A 13689-nucleotide genomic window follows, 5' to 3' on the forward strand; every position below is an offset into this window, starting at 1 on the left:
TTTCGGGGTTGCTGGCTTATAGGGGCCCTTCGGCGACGGGCCAGCGGATGGTTTAGATTTGGTGGGGCTCTTGCCAGTGTCGCTATCGGAAGTGCCCTTGCCTTTCGGCTCTGTGTCGCTCGGCCTTGCAGACGGCGAGACTGAAGTAGCCGCTTCGGCGGGCTTCGCATCGTCCTTGGTGCCGCAGGCAGCCAGACCGGAAACAAGCGTGAACGTCAGGGCTGCGGCGATAGCGCTGCGTTTTAGATCTGTCATGGTGTCGCCCCTTAGGCATGTGTTTCTGTTTAGAACCTAAGGTAGCCAAGCGCATCAAAAAGCACCATAGACAAACGAAATGAAATTTATCTTTCACGTTTCGGATGCGAGCAGATTCCTCAAAGTCCCGCATAAACACAGGGCAATTGAATCTTCAGAAATCGAGTTCGCACCCAACCTTCTGTCCGGTATCCCGGAAACCATCGAGCGTGACCGCTAGCCACAAACGCAAAACAAGGCCATCAACACAGGTGTAAGCCAGCTCATAGCAGTGCAAGATCGAGGTCGCCACCGTATGGCAACGCGAAAGCGGGGCTGTTGCGATCAGTTCACACTGGCTGCAACAGCCCCGCCCACTTATTCAGGCTAACTTCCTGACCGGGCTCGCCCGAGCCCGGCATCGCCCGTGCCCGGCATCGCCCGTGCCCGGTGTCGCCCGTGCCGGTCAAGTCCCTGACCGGTGTCGCCCGAGCCCGGCCTAGTCTCTCCCGGCCAAACCAGCCTGACCTGGCCAGCCCCGGCCCCGTCGGTATTATTTCTACAATTTTTGTGCCGAAGGTTGGGTTTGGTTAGGCGGAGGCGCCCGTCCAGCCGTCTACTAGCCCCATGCCGAAGAACACGAGGAAGAACCCGGCGACGACCCACATGAGTGGGTGGATGTCTTTGATGCGGCCTTGGACGAGGCGCACGAACACGTATGCGATGAAGCCTGCGCCGATGCCGTCTGCGATGGAGTAGGTGAACGGCATCATCAGGATCGTGAGGAACGCTGGTAGTGCGATGCCGATGTCGTCCCAGTCGATGTTGGTTACTTGGCTCATCATGAGGAACCCGACGGTCACGAGGGCCGGAGCTACGGCTTCGAATGGCACGAATTGCACGAGCGGGGTCAGGAACATCGCGAGCAGGAACAGCACACCGGTGACGATGGCCGCGATACCTGTGCGCGCACCTTCAGCAATACCGGCGGAGGATTCGACGAAGATCTGGTTGGAGGAAACACCCGCGCCACCACCGGCGACGGCGCCTGCCGCGTCGACGAGCAGCACGCGGTCCACGTTCTCGATGTGCCCGTCTTTGTCGATGGTGCCGGCGGCGGTCGCGAGGCCGACCATGGTGCCCATCGCGTCGAAGAAGATGGAGAGCAGGATCACGAACACCAGCAGGATCGCGGCGACCGCGCCGATGGACGATGGGGTGAACGCTTCTACGACGTTTGCTTGGCCGATGAGGGAGAGGTCAGGTAGCTGCCACGTGAAGTTCTGGCCTGGGACGACGAGCGCCCACCCTGTTGGGTTGTCTTCGCCGCCGGCGCCGATTTTGAGGGTTGCTTGCAGGATGTTCGCGAGGATCGCGGAGGCGATGATGCCGATGAGGATGGCGCCGCGGACTTTGCGGACCATGAGGGCGATGGTGAGGAACAGCCCGAAGAGGAAGACGAGGGTTGGCCAGCCGACGAGTCGGCCGTTGATGCCAAGCGTTACGACGGTGCCTGGGCCGGCGCGTACGAAGCCTGCGTTGACGAGGCCGATCAGCGTGATGAAGGCGCCGATACCTACCACGATGGCGGTTTTAAGCCCTGCGGGGACGGCGTTGAAGACCGCTGTTCGGAACCCTGTGAGGACGAGGATGAACATGATGGTACCGGCGATGACGACCAGGCCCATCATTGCTTGCCATGAGAGTCCGGGGTTGGTTGCGACGGTGACGGCTACGAGCGCGTTGACGCCGAGGCCTGTTGCGAGGGCGAAGGGTTGTTTCGCCCAGAGGCCCATGACGATTGAGAGGAGGCCGCCTACGAATGCGGTTGCGGCTGCGACTCGGGCGATGCCGAGTTCGTAGCCGTTGGTGTCGGCGCCTTGGAGGATGAGCGGGTTGAGGACGACGATGTAGCTCATCGCGAAGAATGTTGCGAAACCGCCGCGGATTTCGCGGCCGAGTGTTGAGCCCCGTTCGGTGAGCTTGAAGTATGTGCTGAGCCCACTGGTGGCTTGATTGGTGCGTGCTGATGACATGTTGTGAATTCTACTGTTTGCGCGGGCGCGTGTGGGGCTTGATGTCGCGGGTTTGCGTGGTGTTGGTGGTTCCTTTGGGTTGGTTGCGTCCGATGCGGGGCGGGCTTGGTATGGATGTAGGGCCACTCAGGTGAATGGAATTAGTCTCGCTCATTATTCAATTTAGTGTTGATTATGTAGTGATTTCTTCAATGATTTGTCTGTGTATATTTCGGCTCCTTGGGGAGTGAGATCTTCGCTGAGCAGGCGCGGTGCCATAGGCTTCTTTATGGCTTGCGTTGCGGTACATGACCTGCTACAGACTCGTGGCCTGATGGGCGCTATTTCGTCACTTTGTTTTCTCTATATTCTCTATACCCGGCTGGTATCATTAAAGCGTTACATCAATCCACGAATCGCAAGAAAAGGGTGGAGTTCAATGGCTCGAGTTATTGTCGTAACAGGTGCTGGGTCCGGGATCGGTAAAGCCACTGCGGATCTTCTGAAACAGCGTGGCGAAACCGTGATCGGCGTCGATTTGAAGGGTGCTGACCTCGAAGTTGACCTAAGCAACGCAGAGTCGCTGCAGGCCATGGTCGACAAGATCAGCGAGGAACACGACCATATTGATGCGATTGTCGCCAACGCAGGTACCGCATCGCAGACTCCGCTCGACGTCAAAGTGAACTTCTTTGGGGCTATTGACACGATTGAATCGCTCAAGCCTCTGCTTGAGAAGTCGGAGAACCCACGCGTAGCTGTTACCGCGTCGGCTGCTTCCCTCCAGCCAACTGATACCAACCTTGTGAACCTGCTGCTGGAGGGCAAGCGTGAAGAAGCCGTCGAGTACGGCGCTGCGCTCGCTGAGAAGAGCCAGGAGATCGGTTACGCGAACTATTCGGCATCGAAGCGTGCCATCGCGACCTGGGTCCGTAAGGTCGCACCGACCGAGGAATATGCCGGCAAAGGCATTGCAATCAACGCGGTAGGCCCAGGTGTTGTGGAAACCCCGATGACCAAGGACCTTCTGGCAACCGAGGAAGGCCGCAAGGCTGTGCTGGGTGTCATGCCGGCTCCGCTGAACGGTGCTGTCAAGCCGGAAGCGGTTGCTGAAGTGCTCGCGTTCCTCGTATCTGAAGGTAACCGTTCGATGGCCGGCCAGATCATTTACGTGGACGGCGGCTTCGACAGCTTGGATCAGGGCCGCGGCGCGGACCTCTGGCATGCCCCGAAGCGCATGGACGAAGTATAAAGCCATCGGAATATAAGGCGTCTAGGCCTGTGCCGCAGTGAGGCTGACGTGCTTCATCTGCCTCGCTGTTGCCGGCGCCGTTGTCGCCGGCCGCGGACTTTAGGTGGCAGTTGCCGGCGGCCGCGGATATAGTGGCCAGCGCATCGTCAGTGTCGGGGAGCATCAGTTGTTCCCCGGCACTGTGTCGTTAACAGCAAGTCTTTAACAGCATCGCGCGCATCCCTCACAGCACCCGCCCCAACTTAATCTTTAGCATCGTGAGTGCTGTTATTAATCTCGGATTTTTATTCAATGGATTCTCCCCGTGAGGTGCATTTGGCCTGTACGGTGGAGGTAAAGCGTGCAAAGCGCAATGAATCTGTAGGAGTTTCACCATGACCGATACCCCAGAGAACACCCCAACCCCGAACACCGGTGAACCGAACGTTGATACGTCGGCCTTGGATTTGGCTGCGATCCGTCTGGAGGCCCGGAAGCAGGAGGACAGCCGCAACCGTGAGGAGGCGCAGAAGAAAAACACGCCTGGCGCTGGAGCTGTAGTGGTGGGTGTCGATGGTTCCGAGCAGTCGCTTGAGGCCCTTGCGTGGGCGGCGGCTGAAGGTGGGCGTCGTAATCTGTCTGTTGAGGCCGTGATGTCCTACACGATCCCAACGTTCGTTGCTACCGCGATGGATGCCGGCTATTCGGCTTTGGATGATGAGACGTTGCGTTCCGGCGCGGAGACGGTTTTGCGTGAGGCGCTTGCGGATCTGGATCGGCGCCGTCGTGAGAACCCGGAGATGCCATTCGCTCCGGCTGACCGTGTGCGTGCGTACGTTGAGACGGGCGACGCGGCGGGCACCCTGCTGGAATACTCGCAACACGCCGAGATGGTTGTGATGGGAGCCCGCGGCCGTGGCGGTTTCTTTGGCCGTATTTTGGGTTCGGTTGCTTCCGCTGTTCCACCGCACGCGCATTGCGCGACCGTTGTGGTTCCGAAGGGTTCGTTGGCTCGTAAGGAGGCATCGGACACGGTGGTGGTTGGTGTCGATGGTTCGACGGCGGCTCGCTTGGCGATGTTGGATGCGGCTCAGGAGGCTGTGGCTCGCGGGTGTGAGTTGAAGGTTGTGTGGGCTTTGCCGCCGTTTCGGGCACCCAGATGTGGGCGGCATCTGCGATGGACCAGCAGTCGGTGGTCCGCGAGATGAATACGCAGCTTTCTGCAGCGGCTGATTGGTTGCGTCACCACTTTGATGGTTTGCGTGTTTCGACTGCTGTTGTTGAGGGTGTGCCTGCGCAGGTTTTGATTGAGGAATCGAAGCGGGCACGCTTGCTGATTACGGGTACGCGTGGTCGTGGCGGTTTCGCGGGCATGCTATTGGGTTCCACATCGCAGTCGGTTTTGAACCATGCGAAGTGCCCGGTTCTTGTGGTTCCTGCGCGTAAGGATGAGCGTATCGAGAACCGTGGCGAATTCGGCCCGATGCCGCAGGAAGAAGCCGAAGGCGAAAAGAAGTAGCCGCGCGTTCGCGGGCGGTTGCGTGGCTTCTGAAGCCGCGGTTCTGTAGCGGTCTTCTATAACAGTAGCGGGGCCTGGTCATGCTGATGGCGTGACCAGGCCCCGCTGCTTTTTAAAACCTTTGGCATCGTGAGTGCTGAAATGATTTCAGCACTCACGATGCCAAAGGTGAGTTAGCGGGCTTAGTAGCGGGCCGCTAGCGGGTAGATGTTGTTGACGTAGCTGATTGGGGTTACGCCGATGCCGGCGCGCGGGTTGCGTGCGTGGACTACTTGTCCGTTGCCGACGTAGATCGCTACGTGGTAGATGCCGGACGGTGCGCCGTTGTTGGAGGAGAACACGAGGTCTCCGACCTGCAGGTTCTTGAGGCTGACTTGCTGCGGCGCCCCGGTGAACTGTGCGCTCGCTACGCGCTGGGTGGAGATCCCGGACTGGCGGAATGCGTTCTGCACGAAGGACGAGCAGTCGAAGTAGCGTGGGCCGTTCGCCCCGAACACGTAGCCGTATCCCTGCGAGCCTGCGATGTTGAGTGCCCAGTTGAGGGCGGCCTGCTTACCGGCGCCTGCACGCGCAGCTTGCTTCTTCTTCGCAGCGGCTTTCTTGGCTTGTGCCTTCTGAGCGGCAGCCTTCTTGGCCGCAGCTTTCTGCTGGGCTGCTCGCTGCTGAGCTGCCTTCTTGGCGGCTTGTTCCTTGGCTTTCTTTGCGGCAGCTTGCTTTGCGGCGGCCTTGCGGGCTTCTTCAGCTTTTTTGGCTGCGGCACGCTGCTCGGCTGCGCGCTTTTCTGCAGCCTTCCGGTCAGCTTCGGCACGAGCTGCTTCTTGCTTGGCCTTCTGTTCAGCGGCCTTGCGGGCCTCTTCGGCCTTCTTCGCGGTAGCCTCACGCTCAGCGGCTTCACGCTCGAGGCGTTCGCGCTCTGCCTTCTTCGCTTCTTCAGCCTTGCGCTGGGCTTCTTCCTGCGCCTTGCGGGCCTCTTCAGCCTTCTTGGCGGCTTCGGCTTGCTCAGCTTCAAGCTGCTTACGCTTCTCTTCTGCCTGGCGTTGCTTCTCGGCCTGTTCGGCAGCTTCGCGTTCGGCAGCGGCGCGGGCGGCTTCTTCTTCGGCCTTGCGTTGGGATTCTGCTAGTTCTTCATCGCTTGGCCCGGCAGGAGCTTCAGATTCCGACGGGGTAGCGGCTTCTTCTGTACCGTCACTGTCAGCATCGGAGGCAGCGCCATCATCGCTAGCGCCGGCATCGGCGGCTTGGGTGCCAGTATCGCCGGTGTCCCGGACGCTGGCGGGGCGTTCGATGCCGTCAACGGTGGTGTTTGCCTGTTCAGCGGCCTCGCGTTCAGCTTCAGCACGGGCGGTTTCGGCTTGGGCGCGAGCTTCTTCTTCACGCTGTGCTGCCTGGGCGGCTTCGAATTCGCGCTGGAGGCGTTCGTCTTCCCGCTTCTGGAACGCTTTGGCTTCTTTCGCACGCGAGGTCCCGTTGAGGTCTGCGAGGCGGTCAAGTAGTTCGTTCTGGTCCGCGGTGGTTTCTAGGACGGTGACGCGGGTCTCCGCTGCGACCTTCTGCGCCTTCGCTTCGGCTTCGGTCTGTTCGCCGAGCGCCTTCTCGGCGGCGCGAGCGGTGGCTTGCGCGTAGGCGTCCCATTGCTTGGCTAGCTCGGTCGCGTTGCGGGCTGTAGCGAGGTCGCGGGCGCGGGCGTCGGAGAGGTGACGTAGCGCGTCGGAGCGGTTCAGGATCTCCTGCGGGTTCTCTGCGGCCAGCAGCTCCCCCGGGTCTACGTTGAGGCCGCCGTTGCGGTAGGTCTCGGAGGCGATGCGGCCGAGGTCTTTACCTGCACGCTGTTCGGCTTCGCGTGCGGCTTCGAGTTCGCGCTTGGCCTCAGCGGCTTCTTCGCTCTTGCGTACTGCGCGTTGCTGTGCGGCGCTGAGGGCGTCCCAGGCGAGTTGTGCGTTGGCCTGGGCGGTGTTGAGGTTCAGCGACGTCTGTGTCAGTTGCGTCTCGAGGGTGTGCCGCATGTCCTTGGCGGCAGTGGGGTTGAGTTTTGCGGTTTTGACTTCGTGCGCGGAAGGTACGCTGGCGCGCTGTTTTTGCACAGGCTTTGTGGTGGGGGCGCCAGGGAACGCGGATGCGGTGCCGACGAAGGTGGTTGCGGTGATCGCTACGGCGGTGACCGCTGCGGCAAGGCGGAATCGCTGTGCCATGTAAGAAGTCCTTTTGTCCGGGAAAGCTCTAAATGGACTGAATAGTGAAGCTCGTTTGTCACAGGAAAATCACAATTCAGCAAAGGTCTCCAAGACACTTTACGAAACTTCCATCACGTTGGCAACACTAAGAACATAATCCCCACTATTCACATGAGTCACACGAGTAACATCCGCCCCATGTTTTCATCTTTGGCAACGTAATTGCTGTTATTCGTCGAGGCAGCGGGTGGGTGACTTTCGTGCCCGTGTTGCCGCCGTAACGTTTCCGTAACCTCGTTGCGAGGCTGGTGCTTCTCCGCCGCGGATCACGCGGCAGCGTGGCCAATAGCAGCACTGTTGATGCCGAAGGTTTAGCTAGGGGAGGGGCGGGTGCAATCTGGGGCGTTCCTTCGAGTAACGAAAAGGAATGTGTGCAACGGTGGTGCAGTGGGCGCTTAGAGTAGACGTATGGACGTGATCATCTCTAAGACAAGAACAGACGCTGAGAAAAAGGCTGGCGCAGCCGTTGTTGACGCCATCCGCCGTAAGCCAGATTTGGTTCTGGGTTTGGCCACCGGCTCTTCGCCGATCGGTATTTACAACTACGTCGCGGAACATATTCGCGACCACGGGTTGGATGTTTCGAAGATCACGTGTTTCGCTTTGGACGAGTACATCGGGCTAGAGCCGACCCACCCGGAGTCGTATCACGCTGTTTTGAAGAAGTACGTGATTGATCAGTGGGGTTTGCGGCCAGAGCAGGTTTTTGTGCCGAACGGTATGGCTGAAGATCCGCGCGCTGAGGCCGATAATTACGAGGCCGAGATGGCTAAGCGTGGTTTCGCTGACCTTCAGATTGTCGGCATTGGCAGCAACGGCCATATTGGTTTCAATGAGCCGGGTTCGGCGCTGGGTTCGCGTACTCGTGTCAAGACGTTGCATCCGCAGACGCGACAGGATAATTCCCGGTTCTTCGATAACGATATTGACGCGGTACCGGTCCACTGCATCACGCAGGGTATCGGCACTGTTATGGACGCGGACCGCGTGCTCATGATCGCGACGGGTGCGGCTAAGGCTGTTGCGGTTGCGGGCATGGTTGAGGGGCCTGTGGCTGCGATGGTCCCGGCGTCGGCTCTTCAGTTCCATCGCCGCTGTGATGTTTATGTCGATGCGGTGGCTGGTGCTGCGTTGAAGGCGCGTGATTACTACGATTTCGTTTCCGAGAATGAGGACGCGATTCCGAGCCCGCGCCGCTGAATCTACATAATCCGCTACTCCCTTTTTCATCTTCGGCATCGTGTGTGCTGCTATTTCGGTCGTGGAATAACAGCACACACGATGCCGAAGGCTTTAATGAGGGAGGTTTAGGCGGGCGGGGCCGCCCGTGTTGCTGGGGTTTCTAGCCCCACCCGAGTTCGTGGAGCTCGGCTTCGCTGAATCCGAGGTGGTGTCCGATCTCGTGAACGAACGTGATGTGGAGCTCCCGGATGATGTCCGTCCAGTTTGAGCATGTCTCTTCGAACGTGTTTTTGAATAGGATGATGCGGTCCGGGAGTTGCCCTATTTCGTTTTCGCCGCGTTCGGTGAGTGGGGTGCCGTCGTAGTAGCCGAAGGTGAGGCCGTGGGGATCCTCACTCAGTTCCGCTTCGGGGGTGTCTTCGATGAAGATCTGGATGTTGTTCATCGCGCGCGTCAACTCTTCCGGGAGCTGCTCGTAGACGGAGTGCGCGGCGTACTCGAAAGCTTCGTTGGTGACACGGAAAGCCATGTTTCCACCATAAGCAACGCAGGCTGGCTGGCCGATTAAACCCCGGATTTCCGCGGTTCTAGGTTAAATCTTGTGCTCGATTAGTCTACGTGGCGTTTATGCACTACACTGGTATTTCGGTGCACAACGCACTAGGCCCCCATCGTCTAGCGGCCTAGGACACCGCCCTTTCACGGCGGCGGCACGGGTTCGAATCCCGTTGGGGGTACGTTCAAAACTTTGGATTTGGACTGCAGGATAAGTCCTGATAGAGTTTTGACCTTGTGAGCGTATTCGCTTCACGGCCCTGTAGCGCAGTTGGTTAGCGCGCCGCCCTGTCACGGCGGAGGTCGCGGGTTCAAGTCCCGTCAGGGTCGCAAGATCTTCGAAAGAAGTATCTGAACGGCCATCGCAAGATGGCCGTTCGGCTCTGTAGCTCAGTTGGTAGAGCGTTCGACTGAAAATCGAAAGGTCACCGGATCGACGCCGGTCGGAGCCACGTCCGAAACCCCCACCCCGCGTGGGGGTTTCTTTTTGTCTGCTGCCTTACCGGCCTAGGCTCCTGCCTACGATGCGGTGCAGGCCGGGTATTCTGCCCCCGTCGGCGATGCCGTGAGCTGGCTTGTATCAGCCTAGGTGTTTTTGGATTCGGTCCCCGGCTAGCGGTCACGCCTAGTGCTTCGGAAGCGCTTGGCTGGCTTGGAATCCGATCAGGGAATCATTCCAAAGGGCGCAATCATGACACATGAAAAACGTAGCGCTATCGCCGAGTACCAGCCTTGGCCCTTACCTCCGGGCTAGCGGCTTGTGGAACCAATGACAATGCTAAGCCTGCCGAAACGCCCGGCCTAGAACCCGTCTGTCCCGGGAACCTTGCCCGAGGTAGCTAAACAGGAAAGTAAAGTTGGTCCCAGGGAAGATTCAGCTAGCCCTGGAGAGGCTGGAGCGCGGCGTCGACCAAATACGACTCACTGTCATTCAGAAGCCACAAAACCGCCACCCTGGGAACCACAAACGAGTCGAACAATTCCCCTGAGCCACTTTGCATTCTTGTGTATAGTTCTTCTCAAGCAACGCTGGTGCTTGTCGGGGCAGTACTTTCAGGGCCTATCTATATGGAGAAGTCCCCACTGGAATGAAAGCCATGCCTACTACTTCGGCTGAAGCTAAGCTGCTTACTTGATCACTGCATTATGGAGGCGCGGAGAACGACGCGGATTGGAGTCATATAGACGACTCTGTTCTTCAGCGATTCCGGACCAAAGGTGAATCGGGCGTTACGAATGTGCGGTGTCCCATAGCAACCCTTACTTTCAGTAAGTTTGGAACTGCTGAAAATTCTGACAGATGGTCCCGACGGAAGGGAGACTCGGGTGGCTCTCCGTAGAAATTTGACAGTTAGCACCTGAGAATATGCTTGAGGTTTTAAGAAATAGGCTTTACAGAATTTTCTTCTACAGCTTTACGCTGGGGAATTTTGCAGAAGGTCTCCTGGTAGTGACTACGCCATTCCTTATCCTCCGAACCACCGGCAGACCCGCCGACGTGGGCATAGGGTTAGCGGCGCAAACCATAGGAGTGCTATGCGCGCTTCTCCCAGGGGGCACCTTGGCGGATAGGTTCTCGAAGATAAAGATAATTTCTCTATCTTATATATTAGGTGCACTATCTTTGCTGCCAGTATTCCTATTGAATAGCGTCCAGAATAATATTGTCTTATTAGCGTTATGCTTATTTATGTTTGGCGTGTCTACTGCAATCTATGGGCCTATAAGTGATTCGTTGACGCCAGATTTAGTAGATGAAAGCAACTTACATAGAGCTAATTCTGTCGAGTCATTTAGTCAGCGCGTTGGGCAAGGTATGGCAGGTCCAGTAGCTGGTGGCATTCTGATAGCTCTAGATATGGGCACTATCTCTTACGCGATTGCTAGCATGTCGCTCCTTCTTGCGGCAGTAAGCATTAGAAGGATAAATATTCCGACACTTAATACTAGGGATGAAGATGGGCAGGGGCCATCTTGGTCAAGCGCCTTGAGATTTCTTAGAAAATGGCCTTCGTTTACGCTGCTTCTCGTGTGGGTCAGCGTCGCGGTGATGCTGCAGATGGGAGCGAAGCCTGTAGTAAATACAACCTGGGCAGATGGCTATCAGGGTGGATCTATGATTTATGGATCTGCATTGGCTATTGGCGCTGTAGCTTCGCTAGCAACAAGTGTGATTGTCGGCAATGCACGCCTACCTAAAAATTACGTTCTATGCATGATTCTATGCTGGTCTATTGGGTCCTCAGCGGTAATCATCTTATTGTTTAACAAAAGTGCAACTGCATTTGCGGTTACATTTATTGTGTCAAGTATATTTCTAACTATTGGCAATATATACTGGTCGACATTCATGCAAAAGAGTATCCCTCGGGCACTATTGCCTAGAATGCTAAGTATAGATTGGTTTGCGTCGCTCGCGCTTGTTCCTCTGGGAGCAGCTTTGGCTGGTTTTGGTTTAGAGCGCATAGGACTAGAGAAGATGTTTCTCGTACTATCCACTCCAATCCTATTTAGCGGTTTTATAATGATGATTCTGATGCGACGCTCGTTTGCGCTACGCGAATAATGAACCACCGACATGCCCATGAGCCATGTACCAGGAAGCTCCACCGAGAAGGCATCTCCTCTACTGAAACATGAGGGTGCCTTTTCGATAAGGTCTACACCGTGAATGCCACCAAAATCCGATATGCAAGGGTCTCCACCAGCGACTAAGCTGACCAACCCCAGGACATGTCCTTAGCTGCTGCTACTTACTGGCAGAGCTGCACCGACAGCAACAGAACTGGCCGAGCCATGCCCGTCCTTAAGGCGGAGTAGATCTGAACGCTCAGCGAGTAGAAGACGCTTTCACTGCCTGGGGTCTGGACTGCTTGGGACCTAACTCGTGCTGGCTCTCAGAACCGTTAAAGGACCTAGAGCCTTGGGGCGCCTTCTTTGAATCGCTCACTGAAGGTATAGGTAATTCGCAGAGCCTGCGAGAGCTACCGTTCTATATTCTTGTTGCTATGTTGGGATGAAATTGACCTTGACTTCTGGGCGCACTAAAGCCGGAACGGCAACGATGAGGGAAGGGTGGAGCTGATGTTGCCCCTGGTTGCCCGTCTCGTTTGTCTGAGGAGTAACGCTTGCAGCCTATTCCAGTTCGCAGGTTAATCCGGTGACGAGCAGAGCGTGGGCGAAGCGAGAGCCGGCGGGGTATCGCTCGGTATGAGCGTTCATTCCTCGGTGTGGTGTTGTTGCGGAGGTACCGGCTGGTGGTGTGCTTGTTGGTTGAAGGACTCGACCTGAGCTAACCCGCGTCCCCCCCTCCTATCGCTACCGAGTGTTGGTCTACATCAGTCTTTTCATTTTGGATTCTGTTCCCGGTTAGCAGTCACGCCTGATCCTGTCCGGAGTACCGGACAGAGATTCCCAGGGCTCGAACCGTTCTTCACTACTCGCCCTCCCCGCGTTCATGCGGAAGTTGGACTAATCCGGCTGCAACTGAAGTGTGAAAGAAAAATTTCATTTTGTTCTTCTATGGTGCTTTTAGATGCGCTTGGCTACCTTAGATCTCAAACAGAAACACATGCCTAAGGGGCGCCATCATGACAAACCTAAAACGCAACGCTATCGCCACAGTCTTAGCGCTCAGCCTCGCTTCCGGTCTGGCTGCCTGCGGCACCAATGACGATGCGAAGCCCGGCGAAGCGGCTACTTCAGTTGCAGAATCAACGTCAACTAGCCCAGGTGGCAACGAAGCGGAAGACAAAGAAGCGAGGGGTAAAGGCACTTCCGGTAGTGGCAAGGGCTCTGGGAATTCGAAACCTTCCGCGAGCCCGTCACCGAAGGGCCCATATAAGCCCGCGACCCCGAAACGACCTGCTCAGAACGTGCCGGTCCCCGGACCCTTGCCTGAGGTAGCGAAAGAGGAAAGCAAGGCAGGTCAGATCGCTTTCGTTGAGCATTGGCTGAAAGAGCTCAACTATGCCTGGGAAGTCGGCTCCTTCCGTAAAGAGTTCTGGGATATCACCTCGTCTGACTGCAACTACTGCAAGAAAGTCGACAAGACGCTCTCACGAGTGCAGAAGCACAACGCATGGACCGTCGGCGGAAAGATTCGTTACGAAAACATCCAAGCACCAAATAAGGAACTCGACAGCGGGATGTTCTACGTGACATTTTCCGCGCACGAAGATAAGCGCTCCTACTATGTGCCAGGAAAATCAAAAGCAGCCCAGACAGTGCCCGCTAATTCAACTGACGATGGCATGTTGAAACTAGAACGAAAGAATGGCCGCTGGAAAGTGGAAGGGCTCTACGGTGCCAAGAAATAACTCGCGCAAAAAGACGAATGCTCTTCTTCCATCAACAATTTGTGCCTTCCTTATTTTCGCTGGGAGTGAGGCGCATGCTGTTGATGTCAGTTTTCAAGACCAGGGTGTTGAGACAAGTAATCACATCGAGCAAAACACTAGTGAAGAGACACAGACAGAAGCCTCCTACAGCGGAAACAACGCGGCGGCTGCACCTAAGGTTTTTGGGAAGCGTTTGTTGTGGGATCCAGCCTGTACCCCGGCCGCGTTGGACCGGTCAGGCGCGGTGACCGGTTCTACCAAGGTTGCTGGTAGTGACCTGCATGTGGCTGAGGTGCAGGATCCTGTAGCTCGTAACGCTGCTAAAACCCAGGCCTGCACCCGCCGAGCAGTTGATGAGTGCGGTCAACGTGACGACTTGCTC

Annotated in this window: 12 protein-coding genes and 3 tRNA genes; 11 read left to right on the plus strand and 4 right to left on the minus strand. The window is 57.0% G+C overall.

Annotation, left to right across the window (positions count from 1 at the left end):
* The coding region (locus HMPREF3160_RS09940) for a hypothetical protein (RefSeq protein WP_218078947.1) at positions 1-255 on the minus strand (255 nt) is incomplete at its 3' end.
* Between the two features lie 79 nt (positions 256-334).
* Here HMPREF3160_RS09940 and HMPREF3160_RS09945 point away from each other — a divergent pair.
* Positions 335-475: a hypothetical protein gene (locus HMPREF3160_RS09945; protein ID WP_176744673.1), complete on the plus strand. Its 141-nt coding sequence runs from the start codon at positions 335-337 to the stop codon at positions 473-475.
* Between the two features lie 349 nt (positions 476-824).
* Here the strand turns inward: HMPREF3160_RS09945 and HMPREF3160_RS00970 are convergent, their stop codons facing one another.
* Positions 825-2270, minus strand: a complete 1446-nt coding sequence (locus HMPREF3160_RS00970; protein WP_035754401.1) for an NCS2 family permease — start codon at positions 2268-2270, stop codon at positions 825-827.
* Positions 2271-2688: 418 nt separating this feature from the next.
* On the opposite strand from HMPREF3160_RS00970, the gene HMPREF3160_RS00975 reads away from it, so the two are divergent.
* The 3 genes from HMPREF3160_RS00975 (at position 2689) to HMPREF3160_RS10125 (ending at position 4999) form a co-directional block, all read left to right on the plus strand.
* Positions 2689-3501 carry an SDR family oxidoreductase gene (locus HMPREF3160_RS00975; RefSeq protein ID WP_070506539.1) on the plus strand — a complete coding sequence of 271 codons (813 nt, stop codon included), beginning with the start codon at positions 2689-2691 and terminating at the stop codon, positions 3499-3501.
* 374 nt (positions 3502-3875) lie between these two features.
* The gene (locus HMPREF3160_RS00980; RefSeq protein WP_256173740.1) at positions 3876-4688 is read left to right on the plus strand and encodes a universal stress protein; all 813 of its coding nucleotides are present in this window, start codon (positions 3876-3878) and stop codon (positions 4686-4688) included.
* Positions 4658-4999, plus strand: coding sequence for a universal stress protein (locus tag HMPREF3160_RS10125; protein ID WP_256173742.1), 342 nt, complete (start codon positions 4658-4660; stop codon positions 4997-4999). The genes HMPREF3160_RS00980 and HMPREF3160_RS10125 overlap by 31 nt, the downstream gene beginning before the upstream one ends.
* Positions 5000-5181: 182 nt before the next feature.
* Here the strand turns inward: HMPREF3160_RS10125 and HMPREF3160_RS00985 are convergent, their stop codons facing one another.
* Entirely contained in the window at positions 5182-7188 is a 2007-nt protein-coding gene (locus HMPREF3160_RS00985; RefSeq protein ID WP_070506542.1) for a C40 family peptidase, read from the minus strand.
* Positions 7189-7638: 450 nt separating this feature from the next.
* Here HMPREF3160_RS00985 and nagB point away from each other — a divergent pair, with 450 nt between their 5' ends.
* Positions 7639-8430, plus strand: a complete 792-nt coding sequence (gene nagB, locus HMPREF3160_RS00990; RefSeq protein ID WP_035754395.1) for a glucosamine-6-phosphate deaminase — start codon at positions 7639-7641, stop codon at positions 8428-8430.
* Between the two features lie 142 nt (positions 8431-8572).
* Here nagB and HMPREF3160_RS00995 read toward each other — a convergent pair whose 3' ends face one another.
* The gene (locus HMPREF3160_RS00995; RefSeq protein WP_035754393.1) at positions 8573-8941 is read right to left on the minus strand and encodes a metallopeptidase family protein; all 369 of its coding nucleotides are present in this window, start codon (positions 8939-8941) and stop codon (positions 8573-8575) included.
* A gap of 135 nt (positions 8942-9076) precedes the next feature.
* Between HMPREF3160_RS00995 and HMPREF3160_RS01000 the strand changes: the two genes are divergently transcribed.
* From HMPREF3160_RS01000 to HMPREF3160_RS10045, 6 genes are all read left to right on the plus strand, one after another.
* Positions 9077-9149: transfer RNA gene (locus tag HMPREF3160_RS01000), tRNA-Glu, on the plus strand.
* Between the two features lie 74 nt (positions 9150-9223).
* Positions 9224-9297: transfer RNA gene (locus HMPREF3160_RS01005), tRNA-Asp, on the plus strand.
* 49 nt (positions 9298-9346) lie between these two features.
* Positions 9347-9419 (plus strand) — tRNA-Phe (locus HMPREF3160_RS01010).
* A 914-nt stretch (positions 9420-10333) separates the two neighbouring features.
* Complete coding sequence (locus tag HMPREF3160_RS01015; RefSeq protein ID WP_035754391.1) at positions 10334-11533, plus strand: MFS transporter; 1200 nt, start codon at positions 10334-10336, stop codon at positions 11531-11533.
* Between the two features lie 1024 nt (positions 11534-12557).
* The gene (locus tag HMPREF3160_RS01020; protein WP_052048202.1) at positions 12558-13286 is read left to right on the plus strand and encodes a DUF6318 family protein; all 729 of its coding nucleotides are present in this window, start codon (positions 12558-12560) and stop codon (positions 13284-13286) included.
* Positions 13273-13689, plus strand: a 417-nt coding sequence (locus HMPREF3160_RS10045; RefSeq protein ID WP_218078948.1) for a hypothetical protein, incomplete at its 3' end; no start/stop codon positions are given. The genes HMPREF3160_RS01020 and HMPREF3160_RS10045, both read left to right, overlap by 14 nt.

This window comes from Arthrobacter sp. HMSC06H05 (assembly GCF_001807395.1).
GTDB lineage: Bacteria > Actinomycetota > Actinomycetes > Actinomycetales > Micrococcaceae > Pseudoglutamicibacter > Pseudoglutamicibacter albus.

Coding starts and splice junctions, on each gene's coding strand:
- HMPREF3160_RS01015 (WP_035754391.1), top strand. CDS start 10,334: ATGCTTGAGGTTTTAAGAAATAGGCTTTACAGAATTTTCTTCTACAGC.
- HMPREF3160_RS00980 (WP_256173740.1), top strand. CDS start 3,876: ATGACCGATACCCCAGAGAACACCCCAACCCCGAACACCGGTGAACCG.
- nagB (WP_035754395.1), top strand. CDS start 7,639: ATGGACGTGATCATCTCTAAGACAAGAACAGACGCTGAGAAAAAGGCT.
- HMPREF3160_RS00985 (WP_070506542.1), bottom strand. CDS start 7,188: ATGGCACAGCGATTCCGCCTTGCCGCAGCGGTCACCGCCGTAGCGATC.
- HMPREF3160_RS10125 (WP_256173742.1), top strand. CDS start 4,658: ATGGACCAGCAGTCGGTGGTCCGCGAGATGAATACGCAGCTTTCTGCA.
- HMPREF3160_RS00975 (WP_070506539.1), top strand. CDS start 2,689: ATGGCTCGAGTTATTGTCGTAACAGGTGCTGGGTCCGGGATCGGTAAA.
- HMPREF3160_RS09945 (WP_176744673.1), top strand. CDS start 335: ATGAAATTTATCTTTCACGTTTCGGATGCGAGCAGATTCCTCAAAGTC.
- HMPREF3160_RS01020 (WP_052048202.1), top strand. CDS start 12,558: ATGACAAACCTAAAACGCAACGCTATCGCCACAGTCTTAGCGCTCAGC.
- HMPREF3160_RS00995 (WP_035754393.1), bottom strand. CDS start 8,941: ATGGCTTTCCGTGTCACCAACGAAGCTTTCGAGTACGCCGCGCACTCC.
- HMPREF3160_RS00970 (WP_035754401.1), bottom strand. CDS start 2,270: ATGTCATCAGCACGCACCAATCAAGCCACCAGTGGGCTCAGCACATAC.